Origin of the sequence: Photorhabdus aegyptia (assembly GCF_000612035.1) — a bacterium.
Taxonomy (GTDB): domain Bacteria; phylum Pseudomonadota; class Gammaproteobacteria; order Enterobacterales; family Enterobacteriaceae; genus Photorhabdus; species Photorhabdus akhurstii.
Genome location: NZ_JFGV01000028.1, coordinates 13,630 through 28,805, shown reverse-complemented (window position 1 = coordinate 28,805; position 15,176 = coordinate 13,630). Strand labels below are relative to the sequence as shown.

The following is a 15,176-nucleotide window of genomic DNA, read 5'->3' as shown; positions in this document are numbered from 1 at the left end:
CAGTTAATTGATTTTGGCATCAAATGTGTTTCTTTATCATCTTAGAAAAATGTCTGGAGATGATATTTGATGATATAGAAACACATCCTTTTGCAAAATAGAGATTGTCTGCTGGGCAGCATAACGTAACTATCGATCAGCAAAGGTAATATAAAAATATGATAAAAGAACTTCAACAGCGTAAGCTGCTATCAATTGTGCAATCGCAGAATGGCCTTATCGGGTACCGGTTTTCTGACAGTTTATATGCTGCTGCTGAACTCCTTGATAAGGCACTTTTACAAGTTTTAAGTAAGGGAATATCTGTTACCTCACACACATGCACCACATTGTTACCTCGATCCACGTTAGAGCGTATCAGTTTCTTTGATAAATTGCCTAGCAATCCATTGCATGTTTATCCCCATTTAACTCACGATGCTATGAGTGAAAATAGCGGGGATGCATGGGTATTGAGCCCATCGACTTGCTATCATACCTTTGCTCATTTAGCAGAGAGTATTCATGATTGGGAACTGAAATATTTTACGGCTAAAGGGCAATGTCATCGATATGAACCGGCTAAAGATGAGCCGACCCGTATGGGGAATTTTACCATGCGTGAATTAATATTGGTGGGGCTACAGGAAAAAGTAGAAACACATTGTGAAATGATATTTGGGAAAGCCGTTAAATTCTTACGCTTACTGTTTCCTTCCCTTTCGGTAGAAAAAGCCAGTGATGTATTTTATGGAGAACATTCTAAAGTTACTCGTAAAGTACAATTATCAATGGGCGTCAAGTGTGAAATACTTATTCCTTGGTTTGATAAATATAATGTTAGCGTTGGTTCACGAAATTTACACCGAGATTTATTTACCACCAACTTCAATATTATCAGTCGTGTCAGTGATAGTTCTATGCATTCCGCTTGTATTGCGTTTGGGATGGAGAGATTACTTTTGGCGCTGTTAGCACATACTTTGAATTATGAACCTGACTTACTCGTCGAAAATATAGCACAAGCAGCCGCAATAATATTGGAGGAAAAATAATAGTGATTACAGGGCGTAATATATTTGGTCCGCTATTCATAAATTAATCCATTGTATCGAGGTGATAAAATGCTCATGGAAAATGTGATGGATAAATCATACGCAAATGTCGCGATAAATTGTTTTACCGGTAGCCTGACAAGATTACTTAATCTACAGGGTAAAGAGATTTTTGAGGCAGAGATCTTTGAATCTGGCAATGGTTATCTATTTCGTAGTGGTTATGATGCACTGAATATGCCTGAATATACTTGTTCGATTGAAACTGTTGGGCTAACTGGCACAGCAAATTTGGGTGCAGATATAGTTTTACTACCGATAGATTACGTCCATTGGCGTCGTCAATTATATGAATTATTACGTCACAGGAAAGGCGTCGTTGCTTGGGTTAATTCGGCGCATTTATCTTATTCTGAGGCTTACGCCAATAAACCAGAATATCTCCATGCCGTGCTGATCAGCGCTATTGCAGATGATTATTCACAAGTGCGTATCTTCGATTCTTTAGTAGTTGATCGGGAATCCTATGCTTGTGAGGCATGGATGTCATCTGAGCAATTTTATTTAGCGCTTTCTGATAAAGTGCCCAATGAAACTTATGATCATATGGGTAATTTTTATATTGTTGATTCACTGAAAGATCAGGAGCCTATGCCGGTAAGGGAATTACTGACGCGTCAGGCTGAATTATTTAATACCTTGCCTGAATATTATGACGCGTTGAAAAATTATGGCAAATTATGTCTGAATGCGTTTCAGCAGGCAGAGGAAGAAGCTTGCCGGGCGGCTAAAAGATTGTTTGATCATATTAGCGTATTGTATGTGATCCCTAATTTGAATTTGTTAAAACACTCTTTAATCAGAGCTGATATTGCGCCTTCTTTGATTGAACAGTGCACGGAATTGATTGATCACTGGAAAGCTTTATCTATTTTAGCGTTGAAGTTTGAAGCCACATTATCATCGCAAGTATTGGAAAAAATAGCAGGGCGTTTTGATCATATTGAGCAAATAACTAACATGATGTGGGAAGAGTTATATCGGTATAAAGGTTGAGTTTGAATCTCTTATATCGGTGTTGGGGGATACTGTTAATTAATAATTACGTTGAATAAGTGATGGGGATTTGGTAACGATATATCAACGTATCGCACCATGAGAAAGATGACGGACTATTGAGCGATGGGCAAATTTGTACCATCCGTGAGGCGAGCGCAGCTAGCGACATCGCAGATGATAATTTTACTCAACGCTTGTTCTGATCGAGAGGCAACGGCTTTAATTGGAAGAGCATAGACCCTCCATCGTAGGTGTATACAAATAAAAGGCTCAGGTATTTTAAACTTGAGCTCTTCTTCTAGAAATCTGGTGGTGAAGAGCGGCATTACCATTCAATGTATTCTGTTGGTATTTGAAAAATAGCATAAAACATCTTGAGAGCATAATCAGGCTAATAATTTGCATGAGTATTATCACGCATAAAAGAATAGTGACTCTTTTAATTTAAACTTTTTATTAACAAATCTTGTTGATATGAAAATTTTCCTTTGCTATTTTAACAAGTATTAAAGCTGAGGTAGATATTATATTGACGATCCGTTCAGTCACATTAACAGATTTGAGTAGAAAATTCAGAGTATTATCATATTCTGACGAAAGTTACAGGTCAGGTGTCCAGTAATCAGAATCTGATTTTCTGTATATTTTATTACTTACATCGTCGTAACATAAAAATATAAAAAGCAAGTATTGGTACGACCAGTTTGCAAGATGATTAAACAACAACTTAAGTTGAAATAACCCCATTAAATGGATGGCAAATATGAGTAAAAAAATTTCATTCATTATTAACGGCCAAGTCGAAATCTTTCCCGAAAGTGATGATTCAGTGCAATCCATTAATTTTGGTGATAATAGTATTTACCTGCCAATATTGAATAGTTCTCAAGTGAAAAACATTATTGATTATAATGAAAATAATAAATTACGGTTGCATAACATTATCAATTTTCTCTATACGGTAGGGCAGAGATGGAAAAATGAAGAATATTCAAGACGTAGGACATACATTCGTGACTTAAAAAAATATATGGGATATTCAGAAGCAATGGCTAAGTTAGAGGCCAACTGGATAGCTATGATCTTATGTTCTAAAGGCGGTCTTTATGATGTTGTAAACAATGAACTTGGTTCTCGTCATATTATGGATGAATGGCTACCTCAGGATGAAAGTTATATTAAGGCTTTTCCGAAAGGTAAGTCTGTACATTTACTAGCAGGTAATGTCCCATTATCTGGGATTATGTCTATATTACGTGCCATTTTAACCAAGAATCAATGCATTATAAAAACCTCGTCAGCGGATCCTTTTACAGCCAGTGCATTAGCGTTGAGTTTTATCGATGTGGACCCTAATCATCCAATAACGCGCTCTTTGTCTGTTGTATATTGGCAACATCAAGGTGATACATCACTCGCGAAAGAAATTATGCAACATGCGGACGTTATTGTTGCTTGGGGAGGGGAAGAAGCAATTAATTGGGCTGTAGAGCATGCACCACCTTATATTGATGTGATTAAATTTGGTCATAAGAAGAGTTTTTGTATTATTGATAATCCTGATGATTTAACGTCTGCTGCGACAGGCGCGGCTCATGATGTCTGTTTTTACGATCAACAAGCTTGTTTTTCTGCCCAAAACATATATTACATGGGAAATCATTATGAAGAATTTAAGCTAGCGTTGATAGAAAAACTTAACTTATATGCGCGTATATTACCAAACGCCAAAAAAGATTTTGATGAAAAGGCGGCCTATTCATTAGTTCAAAAAGAAAGCTTGTTTGCTGGATTAAAAGTAGAAGCGGATGCGCGTCAATGTTGGATGATTATTGAGTCAAGCGCAGGTGTGGAATTTAATCAACCACTTGGCAGATGTGTGTACCTTCATCATGTCGATAATATTGAGCAAATATTACCTTATGTTCAAAAAAATAAGACGCAAACCGTCTCTATTTTTCCCTGGGAATCAGCACTTAAATATCGAGATGCATTAGCATTAAAAGGTGCGGAAAGAATTGTAGAAGCCGGAATGAGTAACATATTTCGAGTTGGCGGCTCTCATGATGGAATGAGACCATTACAACGATTAGTGACATATATTTCTCATGAAAGACCTGCCAACTATACGGCTAAGGATGTTGCGGTGGAAATAGAACAGACTCGATTCTTGGAAGAAGATAAGTTCCTTGTATTTGTCCCTTAATAGGTAAAAAAGTATGGAAAATGAAGCCAGATATAAAACCATCGACCATGTGATTTGCGTTGAAGGAAATAAAAAAATTCATATTTGGGAAACACTGCCAGAAGAAGATAGCCCAAAAAGAAAGAATACCATTATTATTGCGTCTGGTTTTGCCCGAAGGATGGATCATTTTGCTGGTCTGGCGGAATATTTATCGCGGAATGGATTTCATGTGATCCGCTATGATTCACTTCACCATGTTGGATTGAGTTCAGGGACAATAGATGAATTTACAATGTCTATAGGAAAACAGAGCCTGTTAGCCGTAGTTGATTGGTTAAATACACGAAAAATAACTCATCGTGGTATTTTGGCTTCCAGCTTATCCGCAAGGATAGTTTACGCAAGCCTATCTGAAATCAATGTTTCGTTTTTAATTACCGCGGTCGGAGTTGTTAACTTACGATATACTCTCGAAAGAGCGTTAGGGTTTGATTATCTCAGTTTACCCATTGATGAATTGCCGAATAATCTGGATTTTGAAGGCCATAAATTGGGTGCTGAAGTCTTTGCGAGAGATTGCCTTGATTTTGGTTGGGAGGATTTAACTTCTACAATCAATAGCATGAGGTATCTGGATATACCGTTTATTGCTTTTACTGCAAATAATGACAATTGGGTAAAGCAAGATGAAGTCATCACATTGTTATCAAATATTCGTAATAATCGATGCAAGATATATTCTCTGCTAGGAAGCTCGCATGATTTGGGTGAGAACTTAGTAGTCTTGCGTAATTTTTATCAATCGGTTACGAAAGCCGCTATTGCGATGGATAATGGTAGTTTGGATATTGATATTAATATCACTGAACCATCATTTGAACATTTAACTATTGCGACAGTCAATGAACGCCGAATGAAAATTGAGATTGAGAATCAAGCAATTTCGCTGTCTTAAAGCCTATTGGGATAGATAGTTGGCGCTATCACTCAAATAGAAATATAAGGATTCCCTATGAAATTTGGAAACTTTTTACTTACATACCAACCGCCCCAATTTTCTCAAACAGAGGTAATGCAGCGTTTGGTTAAATTAGGCCGCGTTTCTGAGGAGTGCGGTTTTGATACTGTATGGTTACTTGAGCATCATTTCACGGAGTTTGGCTTGCTTGGTAACCCTTATGTCGCTGCTGCGTATTTACTGGGCGCGACCAAAAAATTGAATGTAGGGACCGCTGCTATTGTTCTTCCTACAGCCCATCCAGTACGTCAACTTGAAGATGTGAATTTATTGGATCAAATGTCAAAAGGGCGATTTCGGTTTGGTATTTGTCGGGGGCTTTACAACAAAGACTTTCGCGTATTTGGTGTGGATATGGATAACACTCGCGCCTTAACGGAGTGCTGGCACGGATTGATAAAGAATGGAATGACGGAAGGATATGTAGAAGCTGACAATGAACATATCAAGTTCCATAAGGTAAAAGTAAACCCGACCGCATATAGTAGAGGTGGAGCGCCTGTTTATGTGGTGGCTGAATCAGCCTCGACCACTGAATGGGCCGCTCAACACGGTTTGCCGATGATCTTAAGTTGGATCATAAATACTAACGAAAAGAGAGCTCAAATGGAGCTTTATAATGAGGTGGCTCAAGAATATGGGCACGATATTCATAATATCGACCATTGTTTATCATATATAACATCTGTAGATCATGACTCAGTTAAAGCGAAAGAAATTTGCCGGAATTTTCTGGGGCATTGGTATGATTCTTATGTGAATGCCACGACCATTTTTGACGATTCAGATAAAACAAAAGGTTATGATTTCAATAAAGGGCAGTGGCGTGACTTTGTATTGAAAGGACATAAAGATACTGACCGCCGCATTGATTACAGTTATGAAATTAATCCTGTAGGAACCCCGAAGGAGTGCATTGACATAATCCAAACAGACATTGACGCCACGGGAATATCAAATATTTGTTGTGGGTTTGAAGCTAATGGAACAGTAGACGAAATTATTGCCTCCATGAAGCTCTTCCAGTCTGATGTCATGCCGTTTCTTAAAGAAAAACAACGTTCGCTATTATAATTAGCTAAGGAAAATAAAATGAAATTTGGATTGTTCTTCCTTAACTTCATCAATTCAACAACTGTTCAAGAGCAAAGTTTAGCTCGCATGCAGGAAATAACCGAATATGTTGATAAGTTGAATTTTAAACAGATTTTGGTATATGAAAATCATTTTTCAGTTAATGGTATTGTCGGTGCTCCTTTAACTGTTTCTGGTTTTTTACTCGGTCTGACAGAAAAAATTAAAATTGGCTCATTGAATCATATCATTACAACTCATCACCCTGTCCGAATAGCGGAGGAAGCTGGCTTATTAGATCAGTTGAGTGAAGGGAGATTTGTTTTAGGATTCAGTGATTGCGAAAAGAAAGATGAAATGCATTTTTTTAATCGCCCAGATAAATATCAACAGCAATTATTTGAAGAGTGTTATGAAATTATTAACGATGCTTTAACAACGGGTTATTGTAATCCAGATAACGACTTTTATAGTTTCCCTAAAATATCAGTCAACCCCCATGCTTATACGCCCGGCGGGCCTAAGCAATATGTAACAGCAACGAGTCATCATGTTGTTGAATGGGCGGCTAAAAAAGGCATTCCCCTCATCTTTAAGTGGGATGATTCTAATGATATTAGACATGAATATGCTGAGAAGTATAAAGCCATTGCTGATAAACATGGTGTTGACTTATCAGAGATAGACCATCAGTTAATGATCTTGGTTAACTATAACGAAGATAGTAAGAAAGCCAAAGAGGAGACACGTTCATTTATCTGTGATTATATTCTTGAAATGCATCCGAATGAAAATTTGGAAAAGAAACTTGAAGAAATAATTACAGAAAACGCTGTCGGAGATTATACGGAATGTATAACTGCGGCTAAGTTGGCAATTGAAAAGTGCGGAGCAAAAGATGTACTGCTATCCTTTGAACCAATCAGTGACTTGATGTGCCAAAAAGAGGTAATCGATATTGTAGATGATAATATTAAGAAGTATCACATGGAATAATAAGTACTATATGGAATAAGAAGTGCCACATGGAATAAAGAGTATGACAGCAGTGCTGCCATACTTTCTAATATTATCTGGAGAGGTGAAACAGGTATGACTTCATATATTGATAAACAAGAAATTACAGCAAGCTCAGAAATTGATGATTTGATTTTTTCGAGCGATCCATTGGCTTGGTCTTATGATGAACAAGAAAAAATCAGAAACAAACTTGTGCTTGATGCGTTTCGTCATCACTACAAACATTGTCGAGAATATCGTCACTACTGTCAGGCACACAAAGTCGATGACAATATTACGGAAATTGATGACATACCTGTATTCCCAACGTCAGTTTTTAAGTTTACTCGTTTATTAACGTCTCAGGAAAACGAGATCGAAAGTTGGTTTACCAGTAGCGGCACGAATGGTTTAAAAAGCCAGGTGGCGCGTGACAGACTAAGTATTGAGAGACTTTTAGGCTCTGTGAGTTATGGCATGAAATATGTTGGCAGTTGGTTTGATCATCAAATGGAATTAGTCAACTTGGGGCCAGATAGATTTAATGCACGTAACATTTGGTTTAAATATGTTATGAGCTTGGTGGAATTGTTATATCCTACGACATTCACCGTAACAGAAGAGCGAATAGATTTTGTTAAAACACTGAATAGTCTTGAGCGAATAAAAGATCAAGGAAAAGATATTTGTCTTATTGGTTCGCCATATTTTATTTATTTACTCTGCCATTATATGAAAGATAAAAATATCTCATTTTCTGGAGATAAAAACCTTTATATCATAACGGGGGGAGGTTGGAAAAGTTACGAAAAAGAATCCCTGAAACGCGACGACTTTAATTATCTTTTATTCGACATTTTTAACCTCAGTGATATTAGTCAGATCCGCGATATATTTAATCAAGTTGAACTCAACACTTGTTTCTTTGAAGATGAGATGCAACGTAAACATGTTCCGCCGTGGGTATATGCGCGAGCGCTTGATCCTGAAACGTTGAAACCTGTACCTGATGGAACGCCGGGTTTGATGAGTTATATGGATGCGTCATCAACGAGTTATCCTGCATTTATTGTCACCGATGATGTTGGAATAATTAGCAGAGAATATGGTGACTATCCCGGCGTGCTCGTTGAAATTTTACGTCGTGTTAATACGAGGACGCAAAAGGGGTGTGCTTTAAGCTTAACCGAAGCATTTGATAGTTGATATACCCTATGGATTTCAAGATGCATTGCGATAGCAAGGTAGCGAATCCCCGGGAGCATAGCGAAAAAATTCTCCAAAACATCCACATTTGGAGACTTGATAGAGGTTTGTAGGGTTGGATTAACACTGTTATCATTGTTATCATTGCGTTAAGCAAAAGGAGATAATATGAAAAAATTGGCAGTTATGCTTGCATTGGGAATGATGAGCTTTGGTGCAATGGCAGTTGATGGGTATAAAGATGCAAAGTTTGGCATGACAGAAGAAGAATTTCTTTCGAAGAGGTTATGTGATTTTGAAAAATTTGAGGGAAGCCCTCAAATAAAAGAAGTATCACTTTATTCATGTTCTGACTTTTCGTTTGCTAACAGAAAGCAGGAAGCAATGGCATTTTTTTTAAATGGAAAATTTAAAAGATTAGAGATTGATATTGGCCGCCTCGTGAAGCCAGTAAGCAAATCGTTAGAGAAAAAGTATGGAAATGAATCATCGTATCCATCAAAAGAAGAGTTTGAAAATGCGCTCAAATACAATGGAACTATGTCTGTAGGTTATGATAATAATACGGTATTAGTTGATATACATATAATGTGTAGCAAAGAAGGCATAGAAACCAGTCGACTGATTTATACGAGTCCAGATGTTCATACGATCCCAGATTTCGAGAATAAAATCCAGGAATTAAGGGGATTAAAGGAGTTCCAAGAATTACTGGAATTAGATCGTGAAAAACTGGATGAAGATGTTTGAGACGACAATAGCCACCTTCGGGTGGTTTTTTATATCTACCAAGAATTAATAAAATATGTTGAAAGTATGAGCTTTGAAAAATATTTTGATAAATATTGGCGTAAAGATAATGTCCTTATAAATATAAAATGTATTAGCTTGGACTTAACCTGACAATATGCTCTGGCAGTATACGATCAAATCAGATAGTTGGCTTTGGGCGAAGAGCAGACATAACTTTGTGGTATGCTAATTTACAGGAAGCAGGTTAGGGGCATTAATGCCCCATTTATAATCAGTTTCACCTTGGCATTATAAATGCTCTTGGAATAATCACAAACTTTGCTTTAATGGTACTTCTATTGGCATGTAGATACCATTTTTTGGATTCCTGCGCTCTTCAAATGAATAGCTAATGATAAATAAATTATTGAGTTGCGAGCTAAGCCAATGAGTTGCATAATTCTTGATTCAAATTGGCTTATTGGTATTAAAAGAGAGTGAGAGGATAGTTTTTCTTTTTCATAGATCTTTGATTTTAGGTCTGTAAGTCTTGAGTTTAGCTTATTAATTTGTTCTTTAAGTTGCTTGGATAAATGAGAGTCATTATCTTCCTTGATTTTTTTAAGCTTTAATTTAATCTCTCTAATTGTGACAGATTAAATTACGGCTAATTCATATAAAACAAAATGTTACGAAGCGTACCATTTTGTTTTTAGTCGAGAAGAATTAAAGTCCCGTACCTATTTTGAACTGAGCTTGTGAGTATTTACCCTATTAATGTTTTGGCTTTTGCTCTGACCTCGGCTAAAACATCATCAGAAACTTTACCTTTCTTGATGGCGTTACATTTCCTCCAGTCAAGGCTTTTTATTTGATCGGAAAGCACAACACTGTCGGGGTTTCTACTAATTACAACCTCAAAGGGATAATCTTTCATTTTCGTTGTCATAGGGCAACATAGCATCAACCCTATTTGACCGTTATAAGCCGCAGGGCTTAGTACAAGAGCGGGGCGATGTCCGGCATGTTCACGCCCCGTTTGAGGGTCAAAATCAAGCCAAATAATATCTCCCATATCAGGAATATAGCGATTAATCACTTATAATATTTCCTTTCCTACTGGTGCGCTGAAATCTACCTCAGCATGAATATTTTCATCTTTTACGCCAGCCAATAATGCATCAAGGTTATATTTTTTTGCTTTGACAGGAACAATAACTACTTTTCCATCTTCTACAGAAATATTAACGATGTCATCAACACTTAAAGACGCCATTTTCATAACAGCTATGGCATCCTTACTGATGGGCTATTTCCCCACTTTTTAATCGTCGCCTGAGACATGATTTATTCTCTCCATAAGTTAGCAAAAATCGCCGTAAACCCTCGCCCAATGCGGGCGGGGATATAAGGCGAAAAGCCCGCAGGGCTTTAAAGATCAATCAGGCGTTGCCTGACTCTGAACATAAGCTCTCAACGTTTCAATATTCGCCCCTCCAGCACTACAGGCAAAGTATGATCTTGACCACAAAAGCCCTGTTTTGCTCTGCATTGGTAAATGTGTGTTCTGCTGTCGCAGTAAACGCGATGATACCGACTTTAAATTGTTGACCATCACACTCACTGACAGTTTTGGCGGGTATGCAACTAAAAGGTGTACATGATCTGGCTCTCCGTCCATCTCGATGATTTCGCACTGGAGTTTTGCGGCAGAAGATAAGAACGCTTCCCGTAGCTGCTCAATCATGCGCCCGTCAAAGAGCTTGCGACGGTACTTTGCCGTAAAAATTAAATGCACAATGAGCTGACTGGTACTGTGCCTTTTGCGAAGAAACCCTTCCAATGTTTCATGTTGATGACTCAATTGATATACCCACATAACATGTTAAAATATATAAACTATAACAATGAGCGCTGATGATGTTAAGAGCCACGAAAGTACGCCTCTATCCCACACCTGAACAGGCTGAGTATCTTAATGCCCAGTTCGGGGCGGTTCGTTTTGCGTACAACAAGGCCCTCCATATCAAGAAACACGCGTATAAGTATGACGGAGTGAGCCTGAGTCCGCGTAAAGATCTCAAGCCGCTACTGGCCGTCGCGAAAAAATCCCGAAAATACGGGTGGCTGAAAGAATATGATTCCATCGCGTTGCAACAGGCGGTGATCAATCTAAATACGGCGTTTGATAACTTCTTCAATCCAAAGCTGAAAGCACGTTTTCCGACTTTCAAAAGTAAGCAGGGCAAACAATCGAGCTATCATTGCGTGGGAGTAAAGGTACTTGATAGCGCAATCAAAATCCCGAAGTTATCTCCGGTCGAAGCCCGTATCCATCGTAAGATTCCAGGCGAAGTAAAAAGTATCACTATCAGTCGCGCCGCAACAGGTAAATACTACGCCTCAATACTCTGCGATGACGGTGCAAAAACGCCGGCAAAACCATCACGGGTAACAAACGTGACAGGGCTGGATATGGGGCTTTCCCATTATGCGATCAAATCAAACGGTGACAAGGTGACAAACCCTCGTCATCTTATCAACGCCAGCCGTAATCTGAGACGTAAGCAGAAAGCGTTATCGCGTAAGAAAAAGGGCAGCGCCCGTCGTCGCAAAGCCCGCATACAGCTTGCATCCGTACATGAACGGGTAGCCAATGCCCGTGCGGATTTTCAACACAAACTCTCTCGCGCAATTGTTGGCGAAAACCAAGCGGTAATTGTGGAGACGCTGAAATCGGCCAACATGATGAAGAACCCTCATCTGGCTCGCGCTATCGGCGATGCGGGCTGGCATGGGTTTATCACGAAACTGGAATACAAAGCAGCAGAGAAAGGCGTGCATCTGGTCAAACTGGATCAATGGTTCGCCAGTTCGAAAACCTGTCACTGCTGTGGTCATAAAATGCGGGAAATGCCCCTGAATAAGCGTATCTGGCAATGCCCTGTTTATGGAGTCGGGCATGACCGCGATATCAACGCGGCAATCAACATCAAACGCAAGGGCATACAGGAATTACAGGCGGCGGGACTCGTCGTCTCTGCCCACGGAGGCCAGCGTAAGTCCGTCACACAGACGGTTGCGGCCTGAGAAGTGGGAAGCCTCGCCGTTTACGGCGGGGAGCAGTCACGTATGAGATAAATGGGCAGGTTTAAATAACGGAGTCAGTTTGGAAATATCAACTGTCTTTTCTGCTTTATCAAGGCTATAAGTTTCTTGCAGTTTTAGCCACAACCGTGGAGAGCTACCAAGTACTTTCGACAGTTTTATTGCCATCTCTGGCGTGACTGCTGCTTTGCACGATACTAGACGTTGAGCCGTAGATGGAGCAACATTCAATGCTCGCGCTAGATCACGAATTCCTAAACCTAGTTCTTCCAAAGAGTCAGCAATAATTTCGCCTGGGTGAGGTGGGTTAAACATTTTCATTAATGATAATCCTCATAGTTAACGATGTACGCGTCACCATCGATAAATTCGAATGTCACACGCCAATTTCCTGAAATGGTAATAGTAATGTCCATATAAGTAAAAAACCTGAGCCTCTTTTTAAATTTGGAGGAGAGGAAGGGATTCGCTGCGCTCACCCTGCGGGCCGCCGTTGGCGGTCCAAAACGGCTCGCCGTTTTGTCGAACCCTGTTCGAGGGTTCTCGACCCTCCCTGCATCGGGGGTATATGCAAGTAAAAAAGCCCAAGTGGTAAACCTGAGCTTTCTTTCGAATTTGGCGGTGAGGGAGGGATGGATTCGCTGCGCTCACCCTGCGGGCCGCCGTTGGCGGTCCAAAACGGCTCGCCGTTTTGTCGAACCCTGTTCGAGGGTTCTCGACCCTCCCTGCATCGGGGGTATATGCAAGTAAAAAAGCCCAGGTATTTAACCTGAGCTTTCTTTCGAATTTGGCGGTGAGGGAGGGATTCGAACCCTCGATACGTTTTCACGTATACACACTTTCCAGGCGTGCTCCTTCAGCCTCTCGGACACCTCACCATCTTTTTTCATTCCAGCAACTTTGTTTAACATCGTCGCTGCAACGGGGCGCTACTATAGGGAAAACCGTTACAAGCGTCAACACTCTTCTGATACTTTTCTTTGGTTTTTTGATTGGTTAGCTAAATAAGAATCAATTCGATGAATTCACATCCATCAATGTCACTAAAATAGACAAGTACAAGTTCCTCAATAAGAAAAAAATGAATTCGTTAACTACTTAACATTCTCAAAATTTTCGTAATGATGGCTAACAAAGGGACTTGCAACCTACACTCAATCATCAGATAACCCTGTATGAAAATGTAAGATGAGGATAAACAGTCATGGAAATTATCTTTTACCACCCCTTTTTTGATGCTGCTCAGTGGATTCAAGGTATGCAGCAACGACTGCCCAATATCAATATCCGCGCATGGAAACGCGGCGATAATAAGCATGCGGATTATGCAATGGTTTGGGCCCCTCCCTATGAGATGTTGGCAAATCGCTCCGAATTGAAAGGGATTTTTACTTTAGGTGCAGGAGTAGAGGCCATTTTGAAACAGGAGCAACAAAGACCAGGGATGTTACCCGCCGGTGTGCCACTGATGCGGCTCGAAGATGCGGGTATGGGGCGGCAAATGCAAGAGTATGCGGTAGCAATGGTTTTACATTATTTGCGGCGCATGGATGAGTATAAGCTGCAACAAGGGCAAAGAATGTGGAAACAACTCGTACCCCATGATCGCAAAGATTTTGTCGTGGGCGTGTTGGGTGCCGGTGTTTTGGGGCGCAGTGTCGCAGAGACGTTAGTGGAGCTTGGCTTTACTGTACGTAGCTGGAGCCGTACTCCAAAACAGGTTAATAACATAGTTAGTTTTCACGGTGAAGATCAGTTGGGCGATTTTCTCTCCGGTAGTAAGGTGCTTATTAATTTGCTGCCCGATACGCCAAAAACCCGTGGTATCCTGAACTTATCGCTGTTTAGCCAGCTAAAACCAAAGTCATATCTGATTAATATCGCACGAGGCGCCCATTTAGTAGAACATGATCTGTTGGTGGCGATTGATAAAGGTTATATCGCCGGGGCTGCATTGGATGTGTTTGTTGAGGAACCACTACCAGAGATGCACCCATTCTGGACTCATCCCCGTATAACGGTGACGCCACATATTGCGGCTATTACTATTCCCGATATCGCTATGGATACGATTAGTGAAAATATTCAACGGATTGAAAACGGGGAATTACCAACCAGTGTTGTGGATATGAAACTAGGATATTAATAACGTCTCTTTACAGTAGGGGCGTCTATTAGAGACAATAATGGCAAAATTGCTATTTATTTGGAAACTGAGATGAATGAATTTTCAATAGTCTGCCGTATTTTAGGGACTTTATTTAATCGTCAACCGCAAGACCCGGTTCTGAAACCACTTCTGACGATGGTTGTCGAAGGTAAATTGAAGCAATCATGGCCATTGGAACAAGATGCGTTGTTGGATCGTTTGCAACAGAATTGTGATCTGTCAGCAATGCAAGCTGATTATATGGTACTGTTTTATGGAGATGATGCTAGTGTGCCAAGCCGCCGTTCTGACTATACCGGGGAGAGTGAAAACGATATTCGTCAATTTCTGACCGAACGAGGCATGCCATTGTCAGATGGGCCAGTCGATCAGTTTGGTTCTCTGCTATTAGGTGCTTCATGGCTAGAGGATCAGGCGGCAGAAGATGAGGTTCAGGGGCAGATTGAGCTGTTTGATGAATATCTGCTGCCGTGGTGTGGGCAATTTCTGGGGAAAGTGGAAGCCCATGCTACAACCGGTTTCTACCGGACATTAGCAATGATGACTCGTGAAGCGTTACAAGCGTTAAGAGAAGAGCTAGATTCTTAA

15 protein-coding genes, 1 tRNA gene, 1 other RNA gene and 1 pseudogene are annotated in these 15,176 nt (G+C 40.0%); 11 read left to right on the top strand and 7 right to left on the bottom strand.

The window, feature by feature from the left end; translation table 11 throughout:
- Positions 1 to 158: 158 nt before the first annotated feature.
- The 8 genes from BA1DRAFT_RS10500 (at position 159) to BA1DRAFT_RS10465 (ending at position 9,328) form a co-directional block, all read left to right on the top strand.
- On the top strand, positions 159 to 1,034 hold the full coding sequence (locus BA1DRAFT_RS10500; protein ID WP_036778649.1) for a class-II aminoacyl-tRNA synthetase family protein: 876 nt from the start codon (positions 159 to 161) through the stop codon (positions 1,032 to 1,034).
- Between the two features lie 87 nt (positions 1,035 to 1,121).
- Complete coding sequence (locus tag BA1DRAFT_RS10495; protein WP_152544304.1) at positions 1,122 to 2,090, top strand: hypothetical protein; 969 nt, start codon at positions 1,122 to 1,124, stop codon at positions 2,088 to 2,090.
- 766 nt (positions 2,091 to 2,856) lie between these two features.
- Complete coding sequence (gene luxC, locus BA1DRAFT_RS10490) at positions 2,857 to 4,299, top strand: long-chain-fatty-acyl-CoA reductase LuxC (RefSeq protein WP_036778643.1); 1,443 nt, start codon at positions 2,857 to 2,859, stop codon at positions 4,297 to 4,299.
- Between the two features lie 13 nt (positions 4,300 to 4,312).
- A complete protein-coding gene (locus BA1DRAFT_RS10485) occupies positions 4,313 to 5,236 on the top strand; it encodes an acyl transferase (protein WP_036778641.1) in 924 nt (307 codons plus the stop codon).
- A gap of 57 nt (positions 5,237 to 5,293) precedes the next feature.
- Complete coding sequence (luxA, locus tag BA1DRAFT_RS10480) at positions 5,294 to 6,373, top strand: luciferase subunit alpha (RefSeq protein WP_036778639.1); 1,080 nt, start codon at positions 5,294 to 5,296, stop codon at positions 6,371 to 6,373.
- Between the two features lie 18 nt (positions 6,374 to 6,391).
- Positions 6,392 to 7,369, top strand: coding sequence for a luciferase subunit beta (gene luxB, locus BA1DRAFT_RS10475; RefSeq protein WP_036778637.1), 978 nt, complete (start codon positions 6,392 to 6,394; stop codon positions 7,367 to 7,369).
- A 96-nt stretch (positions 7,370 to 7,465) separates the two neighbouring features.
- On the top strand, positions 7,466 to 8,578 hold the full coding sequence (gene luxE, locus BA1DRAFT_RS10470; protein WP_036778635.1) for a long-chain-fatty-acid--protein ligase LuxE: 1,113 nt from the start codon (positions 7,466 to 7,468) through the stop codon (positions 8,576 to 8,578).
- A 168-nt stretch (positions 8,579 to 8,746) separates the two neighbouring features.
- Positions 8,747 to 9,328: a hypothetical protein gene (locus BA1DRAFT_RS10465; RefSeq protein ID WP_036778633.1), complete on the top strand. Its 582-nt coding sequence runs from the start codon at positions 8,747 to 8,749 to the stop codon at positions 9,326 to 9,328.
- 748 nt (positions 9,329 to 10,076) lie between these two features.
- Here the strand turns inward: BA1DRAFT_RS10465 and mazF are convergent.
- The 3 genes from mazF to tnpA form a co-directional block, all read right to left on the bottom strand.
- A complete protein-coding gene (gene mazF / locus BA1DRAFT_RS10460; protein ID WP_082303667.1) occupies positions 10,077 to 10,409 on the bottom strand; it encodes an endoribonuclease MazF in 333 nt (110 codons plus the stop codon).
- On the bottom strand, positions 10,410 to 10,592 hold the full coding sequence (locus BA1DRAFT_RS10455; protein ID WP_235201027.1) for an AbrB/MazE/SpoVT family DNA-binding domain-containing protein: 183 nt from the start codon (positions 10,590 to 10,592) through the stop codon (positions 10,410 to 10,412).
- A 156-nt stretch (positions 10,593 to 10,748) separates the two neighbouring features.
- Positions 10,749 to 11,189 carry an IS200/IS605 family transposase gene (tnpA, locus tag BA1DRAFT_RS10450; RefSeq protein ID WP_420865130.1) on the bottom strand — a complete coding sequence of 147 codons (441 nt, stop codon included), beginning with the start codon at positions 11,187 to 11,189 and terminating at the stop codon, positions 10,749 to 10,751.
- 41 nt (positions 11,190 to 11,230) lie between these two features.
- Between tnpA and BA1DRAFT_RS10445 the strand changes: the two genes are divergently transcribed.
- Positions 11,231 to 12,400: an RNA-guided endonuclease InsQ/TnpB family protein gene (locus BA1DRAFT_RS10445; protein ID WP_036778704.1), complete on the top strand. Its 1,170-nt coding sequence runs from the start codon at positions 11,231 to 11,233 to the stop codon at positions 12,398 to 12,400.
- Between the two features lie 36 nt (positions 12,401 to 12,436).
- On the opposite strand, the gene BA1DRAFT_RS10440 is transcribed toward BA1DRAFT_RS10445, so the two are convergent.
- The 4 genes and pseudogenes from BA1DRAFT_RS10440 to BA1DRAFT_RS10435 all read right to left on the bottom strand — a co-directional run bounded on the left by BA1DRAFT_RS10440 (position 12,437) and on the right by BA1DRAFT_RS10435 (position 13,296).
- Positions 12,437 to 12,739, bottom strand: coding sequence for a HigA family addiction module antitoxin (locus BA1DRAFT_RS10440; protein ID WP_036778628.1), 303 nt, complete (start codon positions 12,737 to 12,739; stop codon positions 12,437 to 12,439).
- A pseudogene (locus BA1DRAFT_RS23085) lies at positions 12,739 to 12,822 on the bottom strand (type II toxin-antitoxin system RelE/ParE family toxin); the annotation flags it as partial. The gene BA1DRAFT_RS10440 and the pseudogene BA1DRAFT_RS23085, both read right to left, overlap by 1 nt.
- 212 nt (positions 12,823 to 13,034) lie before the next feature.
- A non-coding RNA gene (locus BA1DRAFT_RS21940) (RtT sRNA) lies at positions 13,035 to 13,158 on the bottom strand.
- Between the two features lie 48 nt (positions 13,159 to 13,206).
- Positions 13,207 to 13,296 (bottom strand) — tRNA-Ser (locus tag BA1DRAFT_RS10435).
- Positions 13,297 to 13,622: 326 nt separating this feature from the next.
- Here BA1DRAFT_RS10435 and ghrA point away from each other — a divergent pair.
- Positions 13,623 to 14,564: a glyoxylate/hydroxypyruvate reductase GhrA gene (gene ghrA / locus BA1DRAFT_RS10430; protein ID WP_036778624.1), complete on the top strand. Its 942-nt coding sequence runs from the start codon at positions 13,623 to 13,625 to the stop codon at positions 14,562 to 14,564.
- Positions 14,565 to 14,636: 72 nt separating this feature from the next.
- Positions 14,637 to 15,176 (top strand): TorD/DmsD family molecular chaperone, encoded by a 540-nt coding sequence (locus BA1DRAFT_RS10425; RefSeq protein ID WP_036778622.1) that lies wholly within the window; start codon positions 14,637 to 14,639, stop codon positions 15,174 to 15,176.